The sequence below is a fragment of the Agromyces sp. H17E-10 genome (assembly GCF_022919715.1).
Lineage (GTDB): Bacteria > Actinomycetota > Actinomycetes > Actinomycetales > Microbacteriaceae > Agromyces.
In genome coordinates this window covers 1,559,303-1,581,110 of the sequence record NZ_CP095042.1, presented here as the reverse complement: position 1 = coordinate 1,581,110, position 21,808 = coordinate 1,559,303, and the positions used below count along the sequence as shown (strand labels likewise).

Annotated in this window: 20 protein-coding genes; 6 read left to right on the top strand and 14 right to left on the bottom strand. The window is 70.5% G+C overall.

All coding sequences use genetic code 11. From position 1 onward, the window contains the following. Positions 1-22: 22 nt before the first annotated feature. Positions 23-1,933, top strand: coding sequence for an NAD(P)-binding protein (locus MUN74_RS07025; RefSeq protein ID WP_244855731.1), 1,911 nt, complete (start codon positions 23-25; stop codon positions 1,931-1,933). Between the two features lie 48 nt (positions 1,934-1,981). After that, the gene (locus MUN74_RS07020; protein ID WP_244855730.1) at positions 1,982-2,539 is read left to right on the top strand and encodes a DUF402 domain-containing protein; all 558 of its coding nucleotides are present in this window, start codon (positions 1,982-1,984) and stop codon (positions 2,537-2,539) included. Here MUN74_RS07020 and MUN74_RS07015 read toward each other — a convergent pair. The 12 genes from MUN74_RS07015 to MUN74_RS06960 all read right to left on the bottom strand — a co-directional run bounded on the left by MUN74_RS07015 (position 2,536) and on the right by MUN74_RS06960 (position 16,923). Beyond that, positions 2,536-3,345 carry an LLM class flavin-dependent oxidoreductase gene (locus MUN74_RS07015; protein WP_244855729.1) on the bottom strand — a complete coding sequence of 270 codons (810 nt, stop codon included), beginning with the start codon at positions 3,343-3,345 and terminating at the stop codon, positions 2,536-2,538. The genes MUN74_RS07020 and MUN74_RS07015 overlap by 4 nt on opposite strands. Positions 3,346-3,416: 71 nt before the next feature. Continuing rightward, positions 3,417-4,112, bottom strand: coding sequence for a response regulator transcription factor (locus MUN74_RS07010; protein ID WP_305038272.1), 696 nt, complete (start codon positions 4,110-4,112; stop codon positions 3,417-3,419). After that, complete coding sequence (locus MUN74_RS07005; protein WP_244855727.1) at positions 4,112-6,601, bottom strand: ATP-binding protein; 2,490 nt, start codon at positions 6,599-6,601, stop codon at positions 4,112-4,114. The genes MUN74_RS07010 and MUN74_RS07005 overlap by 1 nt, the downstream gene beginning before the upstream one ends. Before the next feature lie 4 nt (positions 6,602-6,605). Continuing rightward, entirely contained in the window at positions 6,606-7,220 is a 615-nt protein-coding gene (gene kdpC, locus MUN74_RS07000) for a potassium-transporting ATPase subunit KdpC (protein WP_244855726.1), read from the bottom strand. An 18-nt stretch (positions 7,221-7,238) separates the two neighbouring features. Beyond that, a complete protein-coding gene (kdpB, locus tag MUN74_RS06995; RefSeq protein ID WP_244855725.1) occupies positions 7,239-9,446 on the bottom strand; it encodes a potassium-transporting ATPase subunit KdpB in 2,208 nt (735 codons plus the stop codon). Positions 9,447-9,448: 2 nt separating this feature from the next. Next, entirely contained in the window at positions 9,449-11,140 is a 1,692-nt protein-coding gene (gene kdpA, locus MUN74_RS06990; RefSeq protein ID WP_244855724.1) for a potassium-transporting ATPase subunit KdpA, read from the bottom strand. After that, positions 11,140-11,229: a potassium-transporting ATPase subunit F gene (locus MUN74_RS06985; RefSeq protein ID WP_244855723.1), complete on the bottom strand. Its 90-nt coding sequence runs from the start codon at positions 11,227-11,229 to the stop codon at positions 11,140-11,142. Before MUN74_RS06985 ends, kdpA begins: the two co-directional genes overlap by 1 nt. A 354-nt stretch (positions 11,230-11,583) precedes the next feature. Continuing rightward, a complete protein-coding gene (locus tag MUN74_RS06980; protein WP_244855722.1) occupies positions 11,584-12,069 on the bottom strand; it encodes a GbsR/MarR family transcriptional regulator in 486 nt (161 codons plus the stop codon). Between the two features lie 28 nt (positions 12,070-12,097). Continuing rightward, a complete protein-coding gene (locus MUN74_RS06975; RefSeq protein WP_244855721.1) occupies positions 12,098-13,720 on the bottom strand; it encodes an ABC transporter permease in 1,623 nt (540 codons plus the stop codon). Beyond that, on the bottom strand, positions 13,717-14,670 hold the full coding sequence (locus MUN74_RS06970) for an ABC transporter ATP-binding protein (protein WP_244855720.1): 954 nt from the start codon (positions 14,668-14,670) through the stop codon (positions 13,717-13,719). The genes MUN74_RS06975 and MUN74_RS06970 overlap by 4 nt, the downstream gene beginning before the upstream one ends. 146 nt (positions 14,671-14,816) lie before the next feature. After that, the gene (locus tag MUN74_RS06965) at positions 14,817-15,485 is read right to left on the bottom strand and encodes a potassium channel family protein (protein WP_244855719.1); all 669 of its coding nucleotides are present in this window, start codon (positions 15,483-15,485) and stop codon (positions 14,817-14,819) included. Then, a complete protein-coding gene (locus tag MUN74_RS06960) occupies positions 15,478-16,923 on the bottom strand; it encodes a TrkH family potassium uptake protein (RefSeq protein WP_370647355.1) in 1,446 nt (481 codons plus the stop codon). The genes MUN74_RS06965 and MUN74_RS06960 overlap by 8 nt, the downstream gene beginning before the upstream one ends. A gap of 72 nt (positions 16,924-16,995) precedes the next feature. Between MUN74_RS06960 and MUN74_RS06955 the strand changes: the two genes are divergently transcribed. Beyond that, positions 16,996-17,424, top strand: coding sequence for an ArsR/SmtB family transcription factor (locus tag MUN74_RS06955; RefSeq protein ID WP_244855718.1), 429 nt, complete (start codon positions 16,996-16,998; stop codon positions 17,422-17,424). Between the two features lie 66 nt (positions 17,425-17,490). Here MUN74_RS06955 and MUN74_RS06950 read toward each other — a convergent pair whose 3' ends face one another. Beyond that, positions 17,491-17,982 (bottom strand): anthrone oxygenase family protein, encoded by a 492-nt coding sequence (locus MUN74_RS06950; protein ID WP_244855717.1) that lies wholly within the window; start codon positions 17,980-17,982, stop codon positions 17,491-17,493. A gap of 174 nt (positions 17,983-18,156) precedes the next feature. Continuing rightward, positions 18,157-18,666 carry a GNAT family N-acetyltransferase gene (locus tag MUN74_RS06945; protein ID WP_244855716.1) on the bottom strand — a complete coding sequence of 170 codons (510 nt, stop codon included), beginning with the start codon at positions 18,664-18,666 and terminating at the stop codon, positions 18,157-18,159. A gap of 116 nt (positions 18,667-18,782) precedes the next feature. On the opposite strand from MUN74_RS06945, the gene MUN74_RS06940 reads away from it, so the two are divergent. From MUN74_RS06940 to MUN74_RS06930, 3 genes are all read left to right on the top strand, one after another. Next, positions 18,783-18,881 carry a 30S ribosomal protein bS22 gene (locus MUN74_RS06940; RefSeq protein ID WP_003792170.1) on the top strand — a complete coding sequence of 33 codons (99 nt, stop codon included), beginning with the start codon at positions 18,783-18,785 and terminating at the stop codon, positions 18,879-18,881. Between the two features lie 178 nt (positions 18,882-19,059). Continuing rightward, a complete protein-coding gene (locus MUN74_RS06935; protein ID WP_244855715.1) occupies positions 19,060-19,329 on the top strand; it encodes a glutaredoxin family protein in 270 nt (89 codons plus the stop codon). Positions 19,330-19,444: 115 nt separating this feature from the next. Continuing rightward, positions 19,445-21,787, top strand: a complete 2,343-nt coding sequence (locus MUN74_RS06930) for an arylsulfatase (protein WP_244855714.1) — start codon at positions 19,445-19,447, stop codon at positions 21,785-21,787. Positions 21,788-21,808 lie beyond the last annotated feature (21 nt).

Below are 21,808 nucleotides of genomic sequence, written 5' to 3'. Positions count from 1 at the left end.
GTGGACGACGAAGGGGTCTGACATGGCGAAGCACGGAGATGAAGAGCTCGGGATGTCGGCGGGGATCAGCCGACGCGACCTGCTCAACGGGATGGCCGTGGTGGCGGGGGCCGCTGCATTGACGGCGGTGCCCGGCGGCGCTGCGCACGCGCAGGCCGGCGGCGGATCGGTCGCCGCGAGCCGACCGCGGCAGACAGGGCTCGTCGGCCAGACGGACGCGGCCCGCGAGGCCGGTCACGGCGCGACGTTCGGCGGCGCCTCGTTCGGCAAGCCGAAGGCGACCGGTGAGGCGTACGACCTCGTGGTCGTCGGCGGTGGCGTGAGCGGGCTGTCGGCCGCCCACTTCTACCGCAAGCGGTTCGGTGCCGACGCGCGCATCCTCGTCATCGAGGCACTCGCCGACTTCGGCGGGCACCAGCATCGCAACGAGTTCTCGGTGCGCGGGCGCACCCTGCTCAGCAACGGCGGCATGGTCAACCTCGACAGCCCCGACACCTGGAACGCTCCGTCGCTCGAGCTCATGGACGACCTCGGCATCGACTTCGCCGAGCTCGCCGAGGGAGTCGACACCGGGCTTTACGGGTCCATGGGGCTCACGAACGGGTACTTCTTCCCCGAGGAGTCGTTCGGCTCCGACACGTTCCTGCGCCGCGCACCGGGGGAGTCGACGGCCTCGCTCGTGTCGCGGCTGCCCCTCTCGCAGCAGGCGCGCGACGACATCATGCGCATCGAGACGTTCAGCGATGACGTCTTCCCCGGCCTCAGCGACGCCGAGAAGAAGCAGGCGCTCGCGCGCATGACCTACCGCGAGTACCTGCAGAACCTCGTCGGGGTGGGCGACGAGGCGCTCGTCTACTACCAGAAGCGCCCGCACGGCCTGTGGGGCGCCGGCATCGAGGCCGTGCCGGCGGGCGACTGCTGGGGCGTCGGCTATCCCGGCTTCGGGGGCCTCGGGCTGAGCCCCGAACCGTACCCCGGCATCGGCCGCACGCCGGCGATGTCGCTCACGACGACCGACGAGGAGCTCTACTACTTCCCCGACGGGGGTGCGACCGTCTCGCGACTGCTCGTCTCCCGCCTCATCCCGCAGGCGTTCGGCGGCGTGCAGACGCAGGAGAGCGTCATCGGCGCATCTGCCAACTACGCACTCCTCGACCACCCGAAGTCGCCCGTGCGCATCCGGCTCAACAGCATGGCGACCGCCGTGCGCCATCGCGCCGGAACGAGCGGGCCGATCGACGTGGACTACGTGAACGGCGGCAAGGCCTACCGGGTCGAGGCGAAGCACGTCGTCATGGCGTGCTGGAACGCCGTCTCGTCGTACATCGTCGACGGTCTCCCCGCCGACCAGGTCGACGCGATGCGCTATGGCGTCAAGGTGCCGCTCGTCTATGCGCGGGTGGCCGTGAAGAACTGGACGGCGTTCGCGAACGCCGGCGTCTCGCGGGTGACCCCGTACAACCACTTCTGGGACAGCCTCGGCCTCGCCACCCCGACCGACCAGGGCGGCTACCGCTCGGCACGCGACCCCGAGGAGCCGATCGTCGTGACGCTGTCGAAGACGCCGAACCTGCCGGGCGAACGCATCACCCGCGTCCAGCACAAGGCCGGTCGCCGCGAACTGCTCCAGGTCACGTTCGCGGACTTCGAACGCGACATCCGCGACCTCATGCAGCGGTCGCTCGGCGACTTCGGGTTCAACGCCAAGCGCGACATCGCCGCCATCACGGTGAACCGCTGGTCGCATGGCTACGCCTACGAGTACAACTCGATCGCCGACCCGGCGATCTTCGGCCCGCTCGAACAGCAGCCGTTCCAGGCGGCCCGTCGACGGCACGGCAACATCACGATCGCGAACTCCGACGCCCAGGCGTTCGGCTACACGCACGCCGCCGTCGACGAGGCGAGTCGCGCGGTCGCCGAGTTGAGCTGAGGGATGCCCCGGGGCTGAGTCGTGCGGGCGGGGCGTACCGTGGTGCGGGTGAGCACCCCGGAACGCCCTGCCCGCCCCACGACTCCTGGCACCCTGGTGCGCGTGCGCGGCTCGAAGTACGACGGGCGTGCGCACTGGGCGTTCGACGGCGTCTGGCTCGGCGCTGACGAGCACGGGGATTGGATCGGCTTCCCCGTGGGCACGCACTTCGAGCGACCGGGAGCCGCGTTCACCGCCGCGTGGCCGTCGCTCACGCTCGTCACCTCGACCGGCTGGATGCCCGCGTTCAACCTCGGCCATCCGCGCCGGCTCGGCACCTACGTCGACCTCACCACCGTGCCCGAATGGCGGGCGGATGCCTCGGGCTTCACTATCTCGTACGTCGACCTCGACCTCGACGTGGTCGAACGCGACGGCGAGCCGGCGTTCATCGACGACGAAGACGAGTTCGCCGAGCATGCGGTGGAGTTCGGGTACCCCGCGGACCTCGTCGAGCGCGTGCGGGCCGACGCCGATGCGCTGCTCGCCGCCGTGCAGCGCCGCGAGTCGCCGTTCGACGGGGCCACCGCGGCGGCGTGGTTCGACCGGCTCGCGGCCGTGGGCTAGGCCCCGCCGAGCCGCTCGATGAGGGGCGTCAGCACCTCGGCGTGCTCGTGCGCCATGGTGAAGTACGAGACTCCGGCCGCCTCGCGCAGGTGCTCGAGATGGTCGGCGTCGCGCTCGACGTCGCCCGAGAGCAGCGCCGCGGCGTCGGCTTCTTCGAGCCCGCGCGCCGAGAGCCCCAGCCGGTTGCGGAGCCAGTCGGGCAGGTCGTCGCCGACGCCCGCGATCTGCAGCGCGATCTCGAGGTCGGCTCCGGCCGTCGTGCGCGCGCGGGTCGCGAGCGCGGCCACCTCGTCGACGGTCGCGGTCGGCGGCATCGCGAGGGCGAGCGTTCGGGCATGGGCTCCGGCGATCCGCAGCATCCGGTCGCCGTTGCCGGCGATGACGACGGGCAGATCGGGCAGCTCGGCCCGCACCGCAGCGGCGGTCGCCTCGACGCGATCGACGCGACGGCCCGGAGCGCCCCACTCGACACCGAGCCGCTCGGCGTCGTGCTCGCCGCCGGGGCGTCCGGCACCGAGGCCGAGCTCGAACCGTCCGCCGCTCAGTTCGTGCAGGGTCGTCGCCTCGCGCACGGCCGCTTCGGGTGATCGCAGCGGGGCCGAGAGCACCCACGTGCCGAGGTGCAGGCGCTCGGTTGCGGCAGCCGCGGCTGCGAGGGCGGAGAAGGGCGAGGCGGTGCCGACGGTGTCGGGCACGAGCAGCGTCGAGAGGCCGCGCTGCTCGAGATCGCGGGCGATCGCAGCCCACGAGGCTGCGGTGCCGCGCCGCCCGACGACGGCGCCGAATCGGAACGGGTGAGGAGTCATGATTCGATCCTGCGCGCGTCGCCGTCGGTGCGCATCCGCCCTGCGGCGACACTGGCACTACTCCCGCGGGACTACGGCTCGAACCGGTACCCGAGCCCGGGCTCGTTGAGGAAGTGCTTCGGCTCCGACGGCACGGGCTCGAGCTTGCGCCGCAGTTGCGCGACGTAGAGCCGCAGGTAGCCGGCGTCGTTCGCGTGGTACGGGCCCCACACCTCGCTCAGCAGCATCTCACGCGTGAGCAGCTTGCCGGGGTGCTTGAGGAACAGCTCGAGCAGCCGCCACTCGGTGGGCGTCAGGCGAACGGATGCCCCGTGGCCGGCGCCGTCCGAACCGGTCGGTCGCACGACGCGAGCCGCGAGGTCGACCTCGAGGTCGCCGACGTGGTGCACCGCACCTCCGTCGCCCTCATCGGCGGGCCGGCGCGATCGGGCCCGGATGCGGGCGAGCAGCTCGTCCATCGAGAACGGCTTCGTCACGTAGTCGTCGGCGCCGGCGTCGAGCGCCTCGACCTTCTCGCCCGAGTCGGTGCGGCCCGACAGCACGAGGATCGGCACGCTCGACCATGCACGCACGGCGCGGATGACGTCGATGCCGTCGACCTTCGGCATGCCGAGGTCGAGCAGGATGAGGTCGGGGTGGCCGTTCGCGGCCCGGTCGATCGCCTCGGCCCCGTCGCGTGCGTGCAGCACCTCGTAGCCGCGCGCGGCGAGGGTGATGCGCAGTGCGCGCTGCAGCTGCTCGTCATCGTCGGCGAGGAGGATCCTCATCATGCCTCCTCGTCGGTCGCGGCCGGCAGTGTCACGACCATGGTGAGCCCGCCGCCCGGCGTGTCCTCGACCTCCAGTGTGCCGTCCATCCCCTCGACGAACCCCTTCGACAGGGCGAGCCCGAGCCCGAGTCCCGTCTCGTTGTCGGTGTCGCCGAGCCGTTGGAAGGGGGTGAACACCTCGTCGCGCCGTTCGGGCGGGATGCCGGGGCCGCGGTCGACGACGCGCAGCTGCACCTGATCGCGGAACCCCGACGCGGCGAGTCGCACCCGCTCGCCGTCGGGCGAATGGCGCACCGCGTTCGCGAGCAGGTTGACGACCACGCGTTGCAGGAGGCCCGCATCGGCGAGGAGCAGCGGCGCGTCGTCGGCGACGTCGAGCTCGACCTCGCCGGGCCCGAGACCCAGCTCGTCGAGCGCGGGGAACACGACGTCGGCCGCCTCGATCGGTGCGAGCCGCACGGCGAGGGCGCCGGCCTGCACGCGGCTCACGTCGAGCAGGTTCGTGACGAGCTCGGCGAGCGAGTCGAGGCTCTCGGCCGCCGTGTCGAGCAGCTCCCGGCGCTCGTCGTCGGGCAGCCGAAGCTCGGCCGAACGCAGCGCGCTGATCGCCGCGCTCGCCGAGGTGAGTGGACGCCGCAGGTCGTGCCCCACCGCCGCGAGCAGTGCCGAGCGCACGCGATCGGTCTCGGCGAGCTCCGACGCCTCCTCGGCGGCCGACCGCAGCGCGCCGTGCTCGAGCGCCGCATCCATCTGCGTGGCGATCACCTGCAGGAGGCGTCGCTCCGAGGCATCCGGATCATGACCGTGCAGCTCGAGCACGGCACGGTCGGCGATGGGCAGCATCGTCACGCGGTCGTCGTTCGACGGTTCGCCGTCGGCGACGACCGGTTCGCCGTCGACGAGGAGCCGCACGCCCGTCAGCCCGAACGCCTCGCGCGTGCGGGTGACCATGGCCTGCAGGGCGTCCTCGCCGCGCAGCACGCTGCCGGCCATCGTCGCGAGCATCTGCGACTCGGCGGCCGCGCGCCGCGCCTCGCGGGTGCGCCGGGCCGCCTGGTCGACGACGTAGCTCACGAGCAGCGCGTTGGCGACGTAGAAGACGAGCGCCAGCAGTTGGCGGGGCTCCGCGATCGTGAGCGTGTAGAGCGGCTGGATGAAGAGGAAGTTGAGCGTGAGGCCCGAAAGCACGGCCGCGAAGAGCGCGGGCCAGATGCCGCCGATGAGCGCGACGACGATGACGAGCAGTTGGTACGCGAGCACGTCGCTCGTGATCGACGACTCGGTGTGGAAGAGCTTGAGCACCCAGCTCAGCAACGGCCCGGCGACGAGGGCGACGGCGAAGCCGAGCAGCAGCCGGGTGCGGCCGAGCGCACCCCGCGAGAGGCGGGGCAGCGAGACGGCGGGGCCGGCGGCCGCGTGCGTCACGATGTGCACGTCGATGTCGCCCGACTCGCGGATGACGGTCGCGCCGATGCCGGGCGGCGAGAACGCCGCCGCGAGCCGCGAGCGACGGCTGACGCCGATGACGAGCTGCGTCGCATCGACGCCGCGCGCGAACTCGACGAGGGTGCGCGGCACGTCCTCGCCGACGACCTGGTGGAACGTGCCGCCCAACTGCTCGACGAGCGAGCGCTGGGCGTCGAGGGTGCCCGGATGCCTCGGGCGCATGCCGTCGGGATTGGTGACGTGCACGGCGATGAGCTCGCCGCCCGACGCGCGGGCGGCGATGCGGGCACCTCGGCGCAGCAGCGTCTCGCCCTCGGGGCCGCCCGTGAGGGCGACGACGACGCGCTCGCGCGCCTCCCACTTGCGGTCGATGCCGTGCTCGGCGCGGTACTTCTTGAGGGCCTGGTCGACCTCGTCGGCCAGCCACAGCAGCGCGAGCTCGCGCAGCGCCGTCAGGTTGCCGAGCCGGAAGTAGTTCGACAGCGCCGCGTCGATGCGCTCGGCCGGGTAGACGAGCCCGCCCGAGAGGCGGTCGCGCAGCGCCTGCGGCGAGAGGTCGACGACCTCGATCTGGTCGGCCGAGCGCAGCACCCGGTCGGGAATCGTCTCGCGTTGCGGCACCCCGGTGATCTGCAGCACCACGTCGCCGAGCGACTCGATGTGCTGCGCGTTGACGGTCGAGATGACGTCGATGCCCGCATCGAGGAGCTCCTCGACGTCCTGCCAGCGCTTCGCGTGCCGCGAGCCGGGCGCGTTCGTGTGGGCGAGCTCGTCGACGAGGGCGACCTCGGGGCGACGCGCGAGCACGGCGTCGAGGTCCATCTCGTCGATCGCCATGCCGCGGTGTGTGGTCGTGCGGCGCGGCACGATCTCGAGGCCCGTGGTCATCTCGGCGGTCGCGCGCCGGCCGTGCGTCTCGACGAAGCCGACGACGACGTCGCGGCCCTCGCCGCCGAGTCGCTTGCCCTCCTCGAGCATCGTGTAGGTCTTGCCGACGCCGGGCGCGGCGCCGAGCAGCACCCGCAATCGCCCCCGCTTCATGTGGTCAGTCTCCCACCAGGGCCGCGAGCGCGAGGTTGAGCTCGAGCACGTTCACGGTCGGCTCGCCGAGGTAACCGAGGTCGCGGCCCTGCACGTGCTCGTCGACGAGCTTCGCGACCTCGGCCTCGGGGAGCCCGCGGGCGGCCGCGACGCGGGCGACCTGCAGGCGGGCGTACTCGGGGCTGATGTGCGGGTCGAGGCCGGAGGCCGAGGCGGTGAGTGCGTCGGCGGGCACCTCGTCGGGTGCGACGCCGTCGGCCGCCGCGACCTGGGTGCGGCGCTCCTCGATGGCCGAGACGAGGTCGGGGTTCTCGGGCCCGAGGTTGCTGCCGCTCGAGGCGCCGCCGTCGTAGCCGTCTCCGGCGGCCGAGGGGCGCGGCTGGAACCAGTCGTGCGACGGCGCGCCCGAGGCATCCGCGAACGGTTGCCCGATGAGGGAGGAGCCGACGACGGCGCCGTCAGCATCGTGCACGAGCGAGCCGTTCGCCTGGGCGGGCAGCGCGAGCTGGCCGATCGCGGTGACGAGGGCGGTGTACGCGACGCCGAGCACGAGGGTGAAGGCGATCATCGCGCGGAGCGCGACCCAGTGGGTGCGGAGGGTGGTGCGGGTGGAGGTCATGGGGCGGTCCTTTCCGAGTCAGAAGCCGGGGATGAGGCTGATGACGAGGTCGATCAGCTTGATGCCGATGAACGGGGCGATGATGCCGCCGAGTCCGTAGACGAGCAGATTGCGACTGAGGATCGAGCTCGCGTCGCCCGGCCGGTACTTCACGCCGCGCAGTGCGAGCGGGATGAGCGCGATGATGACGATCGCGTTGAAGATGACGGCCGACAGCACCGCCGAGGCGGGGGAGTGCAGCTGCATGAGGTTGAGCACCCCGAGCCCCGGGAACACGCCCGCGAACATCGCCGGGATGATCGCGAAGTACTTCGCCACGTCGTTCGCGATCGAGAACGTCGTGAGCGCGCCGCGCGTGATGAGCAGCTGCTTGCCGATGCGCACGATGTCGATGAGCTTCGTCGGGTCGCTGTCGAGGTCGACCATGTTGCCGGCCTCCTTCGCGGCCGACGTGCCCGTGTTCATCGCGACGCCGACATCGGCCTGGGCGAGCGCGGGCGCGTCGTTCGTGCCGTCGCCCGTCATAGCCACGAGGTTGCCGCCCTCCTGCTCGCGCCGGATGAGCGCGAGCTTGTCCTCGGGGGTGGCCTCGGCGAGGTAGTCGTCGACGCCCGCCTCCTTCGCGATCGCGGCGGCCGTGAGCGGGTTGTCGCCCGTGATCATGACGGTGCGGATGCCCATCGCGCGCAGCTCGGCGAAGCGTTCGGTGAGCCCGTCCTTCACGATGTCCTTGAGGTGCACGACGCCGAGGATGCGCGGTGCCTGGCCAGGCTCGTGCACCGCGACGACGAGCGGGGTACCGCCGCCGGTCGAGATCGCGTCGACGCGCTCGGCCAGCTCATCTGCGGTCGCCCGGTCGATCGGCGCGGATGCCTCGACCCACGCCGTCACGGCCGAGCCGGCGCCCTTGCGCACGATCGTGCCGTCGGCGAGGTCGAGCCCCGACATGCGGGTCTGGGCGGTGAACGGCACGACCTCGCCCTCGGGCGCCGCATCGAACCGGATGCCGCGGGCCGACGCGAGCTCGACGATCGAACTGCCCTCGGGGGTGGGGTCGGCGAGCGAGGCGAGCGCGGCGGCCCGCACGAGCTCGGTCTCGTCGACGCCCGGCATCGGCACGAACTCGCTCGCGCGACGGTTGCCGTAGGTGATCGTGCCGGTCTTGTCGAGCAGCAGGGTCGTGACGTCGCCCGCGGCCTCGACCGCACGGCCCGACATCGCGAGCACATTGCGTTGCACGAGGCGGTCCATGCCGGCGATGCCGATCGCCGAGAGCAGGGCGCCGATCGTCGTCGGGATGAGGCACACGAGTAGCGCCACGAGCACCGTGATGCTCACGGGCGACGCCGCGTAGGAGGCGATCGGGTTGAGCGTCAGCACGACGACGACGAACACGATCGAGAGGCTCGCGAGCAGGATGTTGAGCGCGATCTCGTTCGGGGTCTTCTGCCGGGCGGCGCCCTCGACGAGCGCGATCATGCGGTCGACGAAGGTCTCGCCCGGCTTCGAGGTGATGCGCACGACGATGCGGTCGCTGAGCACCCGGGTGCCGCCGGTGACGGCCGACCGGTCGCCGCCCGACTCGCGCACGACGGGTGCCGACTCGCCCGTGATCGCCGACTCGTCGACCGAGGCGATGCCCGCGACGATGTCGCCGTCGCCCGGGATGAGCTCGCCCGCCGACACGACGACGAAGTCGCCGAGCCGCAGGTCGGCCGACGAGACGTCGGTCAGCGCACTGTGATTCCGGTGATCGAGTAGGCGCGCCAGCGCCGTATCGAGATCCGCCCCGTCGAGCTCCACCCGGTGCGCCACCGTCGACGTGCGAGTCTTCCGCAGCGTGTCGGCCTGCGCCTTTCCGCGGCCCTCGGCGACCGACTCGGCGAGGTTCGCGAAGACCACGGTGAGCCACAGCCAGACGGCGATCGCCCACGTGAACGAACCGGGCACGGCACTGCCGCCCGAGGTGCCCGGACCGCCGATGAACGGCTCGGCCACCGCGAGCACGGTCGTGAGCGCGGCGCCGACCTCGACGATGAACATCACCGGGTTGCGCCACATCTGCCGTGGGTCGAGCTTGCGCAGGGCGCCCGGCAGGGCGGTCGCGAGCTGGCGCGGTCCGAACGCGCTCGGGCGACGTTTCGACGATGACGACTCGGGATGCGACGGGGTCGGCGCCGCGGCATCCGGCCCGGTGTTCTGGGTGGTTTCGCTGGTGAGCGACATGGTCAGCTGAGTCCTTCTGCAAGGGGCCCGAGTGTGAGCACGGGGAAGTAGGTGAGGGCGGTGATGAGCACCGTGACGCCGACGAGGAGGCCGACGAACTGCGGCTTGTACGTCGGCAGGGTGCCGGCGGTCTCGGGCACCTTCCGCTGCGCGGCGAGCGAGCCGGCGAGGGCGAGCACGAACACGATCGGCACGAAGCGGCCGAGCAGCATCGCGACGCCGAGGGCCGTGTTCAGCCACGGGGTGTTCGCGGTGAGGCCCGCGAACGCGGAGCCGTTGTTGTTCGACGCGCTCGTGAACGCGTAGAGCACCTCGCTCATGCCGTGCACGCCGGGGTTCCAGATCGAGACCTGTTCGACGTCCTCGCGGATGGCGGGGATCGCGAACGAGAGCGCGGTGCCCGCGAGCACGAGCGTCGGCGTGACGAGGATGTAGAGGCTCGCGAGCTTGATCTCGCGCGGTCCGATCTTCTTGCCCAGGTACTCGGGGGTGCGGCCGACGAGCAGGCCCGCGATGAACACGGCGATGACCGCGAGCACGAGCATGCCGTAGAGGCCCGATCCGACGCCGCCGGGGGCGACCTCGCCGAGCATCATGTTGAGCATCGGCATCATGCCGCCGAGGGCCGTGAACGAGTCGTGCATCGAGTTGACCGCGCCGGTCGACGTGAGCGTCGAGGTCGTGCCGAACAGGGCCGAGCCGAAGATGCCGAAGCGCGCCTCCTTGCCCTCCATCGCGGCGCCCGCGAGCTGCGGTGCGGTGCCGCTGCCGGCCGCCTCGAGGGCGCTGAGCGCCGTGAGCGAGACGACGAAGAGGGTCGCCATGACCGCGAGGATCGCGTAGCCCTGCTTGTTCGAGCCGACCATGCGGCCGAAGGTGCGGGGTAGGGCGAACGGGATCGCGAGCATGAGCACGATCTCGAAGAGATTGGTCCACGCGGTCGGGTTCTCGAACGGGTGGGCCGAGTTCACGTTGAAGAAGCCGCCGCCGTTCGTGCCGAGCAGCTTGATGACCTCCTGGCTCGCGACCGGGCCGCCGGGCAGTTGCTGGGTGCCTCCGGCGAGGGTGTGCACCTCGGTGAAGCCGTTGAAGTTCTGCACGACGCCGCCGACGATGAGCACGATCGCGCCCACGATCGACAGCGGCAGCAGCAGGCGGAACGCCCCGCGCACGAGGTCGACCCAGAAGTTGCCGATCGTGGCCGACCCGCGCCGCGCGAAGCCGCGCACGAGGGCGACGGCGACGGCGATGCCGACGGCCGCGGAGACGAAGTTCTGCACCGCGAGGCCCGCGAGCTGCACGGTGTAGCCCATGGTCAGCTCGGGCGAGTACGACTGCCAGTTCGTGTTCGCGACGAACGACGCGGCGGTGTTGAAGGCGAGTCCCTCGGGCACCGCCGGCAGGCCGAGCGAGTACGGCAGCACGGCCTGCATCCGCTGCAGCGCGTAGACCAGCAGCAGCCCGACGAGCGAGAACGCGAGCACGCCGCGCAGGTACGCGGGCCATGACTGCTCGCCGCGGGGGTCGACGCCGATGAGGCGGTAGAGACGGCGCTCGACCTTCAGGTCGCGGTCGCTCGTGTAGATGCGGGCCATGTAGTCGCCGAGCGGTCGGTACAGCAGGCCGAGCACGAGCGCGAGGGTCGCGGCTTGTGCGACGCCGAGGAGGGCGTCGGTGATGGTGGGGCCGCCCATCAGAAGCGCTCGGGCTTCACGAGGGCGACCACGAGGTAGACGACGGCGGCGATGCCCAGCGCGGCGGCGAGGAGTGCGAACCAGATCACAGCTTCTCGACCCCCTTGGCGATGAGGCCGACGACCGCGAACACGGCGAGGATGCCGAGGAGGTAGACGATGTCGAGCACGGAGACTCCAGGGTTCGGGAGCCGCCCCGCTCACGCGGCGGCGGGCAGCGCCAGTGCGCTGCATCCCGATGCAACACCGATGCGGATGCCCCGGGGCCGATCCTCACGGACCCCTAACGCCCGCCCCGCGACATCCCTACGGGCCGCTTACTCGACGCCCCCGCGGGTTGAGGAGCGCCGACGCGGAGCGGCGACGCGTCTCGAAACCACGTAACCCGACCCCGGGACCCCGATCACCCGGTTTCGAGACGCGTGCTCCTTCGTCGCTCGCTCCTCAACCCGCGGAAGGGGCGACCGTCGCGTCCCGCTGCGCGTCCCACTCGGCGAGCAGCTCGGGCATCTTGCCGTCGAGGAACCGGTAGAAGCCGGCGGTGTCGCGCAGGCGGCGCACGCCCGCGTGCGACTCGTCGTCGATCGCGTCGGCCGCCCGCTCGGAGAGCTCGGCGATGACGCTGTAGATCGACGACTTCTGCACGATCGCGCGGTACCACGCGTCGTCCGAGAACTCGAAGCGGTCGCGCCGGCTGCCGCGTTCGCGCACGCGGTGCACGACGCCGAGCTGCTCGAGGTAGCGCACCGCGCCCGAGATGGCCGCCGCGCTCGCGCCGATCTCGCCGCCGAGCTCGCTCGCGGTCAGCCCGCGGTCGGAGACGAGCAGCGCCATGAGTACGCGTGCGGGCATGCGCGGGAAGCCGGCGCCGGCCAGGACGGCGGTCGACTGGTCGACCGCCGCCCTGAGTGAGACCTCGTCGCGCGCCATGCTTCGATTCTTTCAGGCCGAGACCGGGTCAGGCCCCCGAGGCCAGTTCGCGGCGTCGCATGGACACGACGGCCAGGGCCCCGGCGGCGAGCCCGACGGCGATCATCCAGAACCCGCCCGACCAGTCGATGTCGTCGCCCGTCGGCACCGGCGAGTGGGTGAACGGCGACAGGTCGACCATCCAGTCGGGAGCGCCGAGCAGCGGCCCGAAGACCCCGATGATCGCGGCGACGCCGACGATCGACCAGCCGAGACCGATCGTCCACCGGGGCAGCAGGGCGAACACGAGCAGCGTGATGCCGAGGAACACGAGCGACACCGGCAGCTGCGCGAGCGCGGCCTGCGAGATGAGCGGAACCAGGTCGGACGGGGTGTTCGACGCCCCCGAACCTGCGAGCCCGCCGAGCCACGCCGCGGCGAGCACGACCACGATCACGAGCACGCCCACGAGCCAGTACTCGAGCAGCCAGCGCATGCGGGGCACGGGCGTCGCGAGCACCTGCTCGGCGGTGCCGTGCGCCTCCTCCTGGCGGGCACGGATCGCGACCTGCACGGCGCAGCACGCCGCGAGGATGCCGATGATGCTGAAGAACATCGCGATGAACGCCTGCTCGAGGGTCGCCCCGCCGCCGAGAGCGTGCTGCAGGGTGTCGACGACCTGGGGCGCGTCGCCGCTGAGCTGGTCGATGAGGCCCGAGAGCGAACTCGCCGTGAGTCCCGCGACGGCGGCGCCGACGGCCCACGCGATGAGCGTCGAGAGGTTGAGCCGCCACGCGAGGCCGAACGAGCTCGACAGCGCCCAGCTCGCCGATGCGCGGCCCTTGCGGCCCGGCAGCAGGCTCGCGCCCTGGTCGCGCACCGCCTGCAGGGCGAAGACGATCACGACGAGCACCGCCGAGACGCCGAGCGCGAGCAGCAGCGGCCACAGGTCGTTCTCGACGTACGCACCGGTCGCCTGCCCCCACCCGATGGGCGAGAGCCAGCTCGGCCAGGCCGGGGTCACGTGCAGCAGGTCGTCGGACGGCGTGCCCGCGGCATCCCCGATGCCGCGCAGCAGGTACGCGCCCACGACCACGGCGACGCCCGCGCCGTTGGCCCCGCGCGAGGTGCGGAACAGCTGGGCGCAGAACAGGCCGATCGCGACGAACGCGATGCCCACTGAGGCCATCGCCGCGCCCGTGACCCACGAACCCTCCGCGTCGAGGCCCGCGCCGATCAGCGCGAGCGCGACGACGAGGCCGAGCACGAGGTTCGCGAGCACGCCGTGCACGAGGGTCGCGACGGTGGGCTTCACGCGCCCGGCCGGGGTCGCGGCGATGAGCTCGGCGCGGCCCTGCTCCTCCTCGGCGCGGGTGTGTCGCGTGACGAGGAAGGTGCTCATGAGCCCGCCCATGAGGGCGAGCCACGCGAACAGCTCGAAGAAGCTGAAGGCGCCGAGGTCGGTGCCGTTCGGGGTGCCGCGGAACACGAGGATCGTGCGGCTCGCGGTCGCGACCTGCAGGATCTGGGTGCGCTCGGCCTCGTCGCCGTAGGTGTCGAGCACGGCCGCGATCGAGCCGTACGCGAGCACGCCGATGCCGATGATCCACAGGATGAGCTGCAGGCGGTCGCGGCGCAGCCGCTGCCTGAGCAGCGTGCCGAGGGTGCTCATGCCAGCGCCTCCTCCGAGACCTCGGCGGGCCGGCCGAGCTCGTCGCCGTAGTGCCGCAGGAAGAGCTCTTCGAGCGAGGGCGGCGACACGGTCAGGCCGTGCACGTCGAGCCGCGCGAGATCGGGCAGCACGGATGCGACGCGGTCGCTGTCGACCGTGAAGCTGACCCGTCCGTGGTCGATGAGGAGGTCGTGCGCGTCGGGGATGCGGTCGACCTCGGCCGCGAGCGCGACCGGGTCGACGCCGTCGGCCGCGAACGCGATCTCGGTTCGCGTGAGGTGGCGCAGCTCGGCGAGCGTGCCCGACTCGACCGTCTTGCCTGCGCGGATGATGCTCACCCGGTCGCACAGCTCCTCGACCTCGGAGAGGATGTGGCTCGAGAGCAGCACGGTGGCGCCCTCGCCTGCCACGCGGGCGATCTCGCGGTTGAAGACCTGCTCCATGAGGGGGTCGAGGCCGCTCGTGGGTTCGTCGAGCACGTAGAGCTCGGCGGGCGTCGCGAACGCCGCGATGAGCGCGACCTTCTGCCGGTTGCCCTTCGAGTACGCGCGCCCCTTCTTGCGCGGGTCGAAGTCGAAGGCCTCGAGCAGCCGTTGCTTGCGGGCCGCGTAGCCGGCCTTGTCGATCGTGCCGCCGCGCAGGCGGGCGAGCAGGTCGATCGCCTCGCCGCCCGTGAGGTTCGGCCAGAGGCTCACGTCGCCGGGCACGTAGGCGACCCGCCGGTGGAGTTCACCCGCATGCTTCCACGGGTCCTCGCCGAAGAGGGTGGCTGTGCCGCCCGAGGCCCGGGCGAGGCCGAGGATGATGCGGATGGTGGTGGACTTGCCTGCGCCGTTCGGGCCGAGGAATCCGTGCACTTCGCCGGCGCCGACCTCGAGGTCGAGCCCGTCGAGCGCGACGGTGCGGCCGAATCGCTTCTCGAGGCCGCTGGCGCTGATCACTGTCGTCATGAGCGTGATGTTACGCTCGTTTCACAAATTTGTGAATCTTCCTAACGGAACCCTAACGGGGTGGTCAGGCGCCCCCGTCCCCCGGTGGTCGAGTAGCGACGAGGGAGCGTATCGAGACCCCTCGCCGCGCAGCATCCCGCGCCCGCCTACTCGAGCGCCGCGAACCGCTCGATGTCGCCCTCGGTGCCCGACACGATGATGAGGTCGTGGTTCGACACGACCGTGCTCTCGGTCGCGTACGTGAACGGCTTGCCGGGGCTCTTCACGCCGACGACGGTGACCCGGTGCTTCGAGCGCACGCCCGACTCGGTGAGGTTCTTGCCGCGGATCGGTTTCGGCGGGTACATCTTCACGAGGGCGAAGTCGTCGTCGAATTCGATGAAGTCGAGCATGCGGCCCGACACGAGGTGCGCGGTGCGCTCGCCCGCCTCGCGCTCGGGATAGATGACGTGGTTCGCGCCGATGCGCTGCAGGATCTTCCCGTGCGACGCCGAGATCGCCTTCGCCCAGATCTGCGGGATCTTGAGGTCGACGAGGTTCGCGGTGATGAGCACGGATGCCTCGATCGACGACCCGACCGCGCAGACGGCGATCGAGAAGTCCTGGGCGCCGATCTGCTTGAGCGCGTCGATGTTCTTGGCGTCGGCGACCACCGCGTGGGTGACCCGCTCCGACCACTTCTGCACGAGGCCCTCGTCGGTGTCGACCGCGAGCACCTCGCGGCCGAGCCGGTCGAGCTGTCCGGCAGTGGCGGCGCCGAACCGGCCGAGGCCGATCACGAGCACCGGGGCGTCGTGCCTGATCTTGTCAACCAACGATGGGCCTCTCTTCCGGTCGTTTGAACAGCTGGCGGCGCTGGCTCGCGGCGAGCGCCGCGGCGAGGGTCACGGTGCCGACGCGGCCCATGAACATGGTCGCGGCCATGACGTACACGCCCTCGGGCGGGAGTTCGGCGGTGAGCCCGGTCGACAGGCCGCAGGTCGCGAACGCCGAGATGACGTCGAACAGCACGTTCTCGAACGGCGCCTTCGTGATCTGCAGGATCGCGATCGACGCCCCCGCGACGATCGTCGCACCCCACAGCACGACGCTCACCGACAGGCGCAGCATGTCGCGGGGGATGCGGCGGCCGAACGCCTCCATCGAGGGATTGCCTCGCGCCTCGGCGAACGCGGCGAGGAACAGCACGGCGAGCGTCGTCACCTTGATGCCGCCCGCGGTCGACGCGGAGCCGCCGCCGATGAACATGAGCATGCTCGAGACGAGCTGGCTCGACCCGTAGAGGTCGTGCATGTCGATCGTCGCGAAGCCGCCCGATCTCGTCATCATCGACATGAAGAACGACTGGAAGATCGTCGGCCCCGCGTCGAGGTGGCCGTACGTCTTCGGGTTGGCGTGCTCGAGCAGCAGGAACATCGCGGCGCCCGCCACGAGCAGGATCGTCGTCGTGGTGAGCGTGAGCTTGACGTGCACGCTCCACTTGCGCGGGGTGCGCCAGGCGCGGGCGAGCGCGAAGATCACCGGGAAGCCGAGCGCTCCGAGGAACACGCCCAGCATGAGCATGGTCTGCATCCAGTAGTCGTGCTCGAAGGGCAGGAGCCCGCCGGGGTTCGGTGAGAAGCCCGTGTTCGTGAACGCCATGGCCGAGTAGTAGAGGCTGTACCAGATCGAATGGCCGGCGTCGTATCCCGCGGCGAGCATGCTCGGCATCAGCGCGACCGCGATGACGCCCTCGATGACCAACGCGCTGACGGCGACGGTGAAGAGCAGCCCGCCGACCTCGCCGAGACGCACGGCCTGGCGCTCGGCGACCGGACCCACGTGGATGCGAGAGGGGTTGGTGTCGCTCGCTGCCATGAGCTTCGCGCGCAGCCCGAGCCGCCGCGAGATGACGAAGCCGAGCGTGGTCGCCAGGGTGAGTACGCCGACACCGCCGATGTTGACGCCGATGTACACGAGGGCATGCCCGAAGGGCGACCAGTACGTCGCCATGTCGACGGTCGCGAGGCCCGTGACGCAGATGACCGAGACGGCCGTGAACAGCGCATCGTGGAGGGGAGCCCCCGAACCCTCGCCCGCTCGCGCGATCGGCAGCGAGAACAGCAGGGTGAACAGCAGGATGAGCGCGGCGAACACCACGATCGCGAAGCGCGACGGCGAGCTCTTCATGAAGGCGTCGACGCCGTCGCGCAGGCGTCCGAGCCACGAGCGATGGTCGACCCCACCGAGGCGGCTCACTCGCTCTGCGCGCATCGACCCCCCTGTCAGTCGTCACCAAGCGCGAGTGTCATGGTACTCCCCGCCTCGAATGACTACCCTTGGGGCATGGCTGACATCTTCGACGTCGTGGCGGACGCGACCAGACGCGACATCCTCGCCGTGCTGCTCGAGCGCGAGTCGACGGTGCCGCAGTCGGGCGGCGAGATCAGCGTCTCCGAGATCGTCGCGGCGCTCGGCACGAGTCAGCCCACCGTCTCGAAGCACCTGAAGGTGCTGCGCGAGTCGGGCCTCGTGGCCGTTCGCGAAGAGGGCCAGCACCGGTACTACCGGCTCGACCGCGCCCCGCTCGAGACGATCGAAGACTGGCTCATTCCCTTCACGGCATCGGATGCCGCGGCCGATGCGGCGACACTGGCCGGCGCCGACTCGCACGACGAGGCGCTCAACGACGAGCAGCGCGCGTTCGCATCGAAGATCGGCAAGGCGTTCGCCGAGACCGCGCACCAGGTCACGGCCGCCGTCAAGCGCAAGTAGCGCCTCGCTCGCCGGTCCAGAAGGGCCGGCGGAGCCGGAGGCGCGTCGAGATCCCGCGAGTGCGATCTATCGCAGGAGTAGTGCGACGACGAGGCACACGCACGCCGCCGCCGACGTGAGCCAGCGCACGTGGTTCCAGGCGACCCAGCCCGGGCGGAACTCGCGCCATGCCGCGCCCAGCGCCGCGTCATCCGTCTCGGACACTGCCGCGAGGCGGTTGTTGCGCGGGACGTTCGCGCCGGCGGTGACCCCGATCGCCCCGACCACGTAGATGATCGCGGCGGCGGTCATCCACCAACCGTTGCCGGCGATCCGGCCAGTGAAGGCGAACACGAGCACCACGATCGCGACGAGCACCAGGCCGGTGCCGAAGAGCGCGAGCATGAGCGGCGGACGCGGTGCCGTGACGTTGATCTCCCGCATCGCACGCGCTGCGTCGGCGGGCGGCAGCCGGTCGAGACCCTGCATGACGAACCCCGAGAAGGCGAAGAACACGCCGGAGACGATTCCGGTGCCGACGATCGCGAGCACGAGCAGCACGAGGAAGAGGAGGTCCATCGGGCCAGTCTGTCGGAGAACGCCCTGCTGCGGGAAGCGTTGTCCACACCGCGGGCCGCGCCCGCGTGCGCCGCGCCCAGCGAGTCGCCAGAACATGCGCTTCGTCTCGCGTCGGGCAGCACTCTTCGGCGACTCGGCGACTCGGCGGCTCGGCGGGCAGGGCCGGACGGCGCGTCAGCGCAGCGGCTTGATCATCTCGAGCTCGAGGCCGCCCGGCTCGAGCTCGTAGGGGCGGTTCCGGCCGGTGAACGTGAAGCCGAGCTTCTCGTAGAACCGGATCGCCCGCGCATTCGTCTCGTGCACCTCGAGCCGGAGGGTCGAACCGTAGCCGAGGGCCCACGCCTCGACCGCGTCGAGCAGCCGACGCGAGGTGCCGGCGGCGTCGCCGCGGTGGTCGGGTGCGACGTAGACGCCGACGAGCAACGGGCCCGACGCGGCATCCGGGATGTACCCGCCCATGTGCCCGACCCATCGCGTGCCGTCGATCGCGACGATCGAGGTCTGCCCGGCCGTGGTGCCGCGCGCGCCGCGCAGGCGCCAGCCCGCCTCGTCGACGTCGAGCGCCTGCTCGAGCGTCTCGGCATAGGCGATCGGGTAGTCGCGCAGCATCTCGAGGCGCAGCGCGCGCACCGCCTGCCAGTCGTCGGCGGTCGTCGAACGGATGGTGAGGTCGGGGCTCTGCATCACTCGACGGTACCGGGTGAACGAGAACGCTCTGCGAATCGGCTAGACTACTCCGAGGCTTTCTGCCTTCGGCTGCGGCACGCGCGGCCGGCACGATCTTTCTCTGTGAGGTTCTGATGGGTTCCGTCATCAAGAAGCGTCGCAAGCGCATGGCGAAGAAGAAGCACCGCAAGCTTCTTCGCAAGACGCGCCACCAGCGTCGCAACAAGAAGTAGTCGCGCGAGCGACTGCAGCTGAGCGTCGAGCCCCTTCGGGGTTCGGCGCTTTTCGCTGTCTGCGGGACCGTCGGTCGAGTAGCGCGGAGCGCGTATCGAGACCACGGCGTCGGGCGGTGGTCTCGATACGGCGCTTCGCGCCTACTCGACCGACCGAGCACCGACGTACGATCGAGGCATGGCCCGAGACATCCAGCTCACCCTCATCGGCAAGCCCGGCTGCCACCTCTGCGACGACGCGCGCGAGGTCGTGCAGGCCGTCATGGCCGAATTCGAGCGGGATGACGCGTGCGACGTCTCCCTCGACGAACTGTCGATCCTCGACGACGAGGCGCTGCGCAACCGCTACGCCGAGGAGATCCCGGTGCTGCTCATCGACGGCGAGGTGCACGACTACTGGCGGGTCGACCCGGTGCGGCTGAAGACCGCGATCTGCGCGAAGTCCTGAGCCTTGCTCGTCACGTCGAGTTCGCCGTGAATCCCTAGCGCCCGCCTCACGCCCGTGGCTAGGGTGACGAACGGGGGCACGGGTCTGCCCTCGTTCGTTAGAAGGGGAGTGCGCGGTGGTGCGTGAATTCAAGGGGAAGATCGAACTCGACGTTCGAGACTCGCAGGGCGACTGGGAGGCGTTCCTTCCGTCGAAGCCTCGCGAAGGGGCGCCGAACGTGCTCGTCGTGCTCTACGACGACACCGGCATGGCCGCCTGGTCGCCGTACGGCGGTCGCATCGAGATGCCGACGATGGAACGGCTCGCGAAGAACGGCTTGACGTACTCGCAGTGGCACACGACGGCGCTGTGCTCGCCGACGCGCTCGACGTTCCTCACTGGGCGCAACCACCACTCGAACGGGTTCGCGTCGATCTCGGAGTCGTCGACGGGCTTTCCCGGCTACAGCTCGCACATCCCGCCGTCGAACGCGACGATGGCGAACGTGCTGCGCGACGCCGGATGGTCGACGTTCTGGGTCGGCAAGAACCACAACGTGCCGATCGACGAGTGGACGGCGGGCGCGTCGAAGAAGAACTGGCCGCTCGCCCAGGGCTACGACCGGTTCTACGGCTTCATCGGCGGTGAGACCAACAACTGGTACCCCTCGCTCGCCGAGGACAATCGCTACATCGATCAGCCGTACCTGCCCGAGGACGGCTATCACCTGTCGAAGGACCTCGCCGACCAGGCGCTCAAGATGATCCGCGACGTCAAGCAGACCGAGCCCGACAAGCCCTGGTACCTGTGGTTCTGCCCGGGCGCGAACCACGCCCCGCACCACGCGCCGCAGGAGTACATCGACAAGTACAAGGGCAAGTTCGACGACGGTTACGAGGCGTATCGCGAGTGGGTGCTTCCGCGCATGGTCGAGCGCGGCATCCTGCCCGCCGACACGGTGCTCACCGACCTGAACCCGATGCCCGACGGCACCTTCTCGCAGAGCGACGAGGTGCTGCCGTGGGACACGCTGAGCGACGAGCAGAAGAACATGTTCTGCCGCATGGCGGAGGTGTACGCGGGCTTCAGCGAATACACCGACGCGCAGGTCGGCCGCATCATCGACTACCTCGAGGAGTCGGGTCAGCTCGACAACACGCTCGTCATCTACTGCGCCGACAACGGCGCCTCGGGCGAGGGGTCGCCGAACGGCTCGGTCAACGAGGGCAAGATCTTCGGCGGCTATCCCGACTCGCTCGAGGAGAACCTCAAGCTCGTCGACAAGCTCGGCTCGCCCGACACGTACAACCACTACCCGACCGGGTGGGCGGCGGCGTTCACGACGCCGTACAAGATGTTCAAGCGCTATACCTACCAGGGCGGCATCGCCGACCCGCTCGTGATCTCGTGGCCTGCCGGAATCGAGGCGCGCGGCGAGGTGCGGCACCAGTACCACCACTCGACCGACATCGTGCCGACCATTCTCGAGGCGTGCGGCGTCGAGTTCCCCGACACGTACAACGGGGTCGAGCAGTCGCCGCTCGCGGGTGTCTCGATGGTGCCGTCGTTCGACGCCGCGCCCGACGCACCGACCAACAAGCGCACGCAGTACTACGAGATGTTCGGCCAGCGCGGCATCTGGCACGACGGCTGGAAGGCCGTCACCGTGCACGGTCCGCTCAGCGGTCGGAGCAACTTCGCCGACGACGAATGGGAGCTCTACCACACCGAGGTCGACCGGTCCGAGGCGAAGAACCTCGCCGCCGCGCACCCCGACAAGCTCGAGGACCTGAAGGCGCTCTGGTTCGAGGAGGCGAAGGCCAACAACGTGCTGCCGTTGAACGACCTGCAGATCATCGGCAACCCCAAGGACTTCGAGACCTTCGTGCACATGGAGTTCCACCAGCCGGCGCCGCCGTCGGGGAAATTCGTCTACTACCCGGGTACGAGCGAGATCCCCGAGCGCAGCGCGGCGAATGTGCACGGCGGGTCGTACAAGGTCGCGGCCGAGATCGAGTTCACTCCCGAGACCGAGGGCGTGATCTTCGCCCATGGCTCCCGGTTCGGTGGGCACGCGCTCCTCGTGAAGGACGGCCAGGTGCACTACGTGTACAACTTCCTCGGCATCCCGCCGGAAGACCGTCTGTCGGCGCCCGCGCCGACCTCGGGCAAGCACATCATCGGCGTCGAGTTCGTGAAGGAGGGCATCGGCGACTACCGCGAGCCGAAGGGGCCGGCGCGGCTGTACATCGACGACCAGCAGGTCGACGAGAAGCCCATCCGCACCGTGCTCGGCCACTTCTCGCTCTGCGGCGAGGGCCTCACGATCGGGCGCGACAGCGCCGACCCGGTGTCGTCGCTCTACGGCTACGGGTTCGACTTCACGGGGGGTGAGATCGCGAAGGTCGTCTTCGACATCGCCGACGACGCCTACGTCGACCTCGAGGCGCACCTCGCGGCGGCGTACGCCCGCGACTGACCGACCCGCTGCCACAATGGC

What these genes read in the sequence shown, in the direction of transcription:
- kdpC (WP_244855726.1), bottom strand. Translation starts at nt 7,220, where the DNA reads ATGACCTCCACCCGCACCACCCTCCGCACCCACTGGGTCGCGCTCCGC.
- MUN74_RS07025 (WP_244855731.1), top strand. Translation starts at nt 23, where the DNA reads ATGGCGAAGCACGGAGATGAAGAGCTCGGGATGTCGGCGGGGATCAGC.
- MUN74_RS06960 (WP_370647355.1), bottom strand. Translation starts at nt 16,923, where the DNA reads ATGCGCGCAGAGCGAGTGAGCCGCCTCGGTGGGGTCGACCATCGCTCG.
- kdpA (WP_244855724.1), bottom strand. Translation starts at nt 11,140, where the DNA reads ATGGGCGGCCCCACCATCACCGACGCCCTCCTCGGCGTCGCACAAGCC.
- MUN74_RS07005 (WP_244855727.1), bottom strand. Translation starts at nt 6,601, where the DNA reads ATGAAGCGGGGGCGATTGCGGGTGCTGCTCGGCGCCGCGCCCGGCGTC.
- MUN74_RS06975 (WP_244855721.1), bottom strand. Translation starts at nt 13,720, where the DNA reads ATGAGCACCCTCGGCACGCTGCTCAGGCAGCGGCTGCGCCGCGACCGC.
- MUN74_RS06945 (WP_244855716.1), bottom strand. Translation starts at nt 18,666, where the DNA reads ATGCAGAGCCCCGACCTCACCATCCGTTCGACGACCGCCGACGACTGG.
- MUN74_RS06970 (WP_244855720.1), bottom strand. Translation starts at nt 14,670, where the DNA reads ATGACGACAGTGATCAGCGCCAGCGGCCTCGAGAAGCGATTCGGCCGC.
- MUN74_RS06940 (WP_003792170.1), top strand. Translation starts at nt 18,783, where the DNA reads ATGGGTTCCGTCATCAAGAAGCGTCGCAAGCGCATGGCGAAGAAGAAG.
- MUN74_RS06955 (WP_244855718.1), top strand. Translation starts at nt 16,996, where the DNA reads ATGGCTGACATCTTCGACGTCGTGGCGGACGCGACCAGACGCGACATC.
- MUN74_RS06950 (WP_244855717.1), bottom strand. Translation starts at nt 17,982, where the DNA reads ATGGACCTCCTCTTCCTCGTGCTGCTCGTGCTCGCGATCGTCGGCACC.
- kdpB (WP_244855725.1), bottom strand. Translation starts at nt 9,446, where the DNA reads ATGTCGCTCACCAGCGAAACCACCCAGAACACCGGGCCGGATGCCGCG.
- MUN74_RS07010 (WP_305038272.1), bottom strand. Translation starts at nt 4,112, where the DNA reads ATGAGGATCCTCCTCGCCGACGATGACGAGCAGCTGCAGCGCGCACTG.
- MUN74_RS06980 (WP_244855722.1), bottom strand. Translation starts at nt 12,069, where the DNA reads ATGGCGCGCGACGAGGTCTCACTCAGGGCGGCGGTCGACCAGTCGACC.
- MUN74_RS06935 (WP_244855715.1), top strand. Translation starts at nt 19,060, where the DNA reads ATGGCCCGAGACATCCAGCTCACCCTCATCGGCAAGCCCGGCTGCCAC.
- MUN74_RS07015 (WP_244855729.1), bottom strand. Translation starts at nt 3,345, where the DNA reads ATGACTCCTCACCCGTTCCGATTCGGCGCCGTCGTCGGGCGGCGCGGC.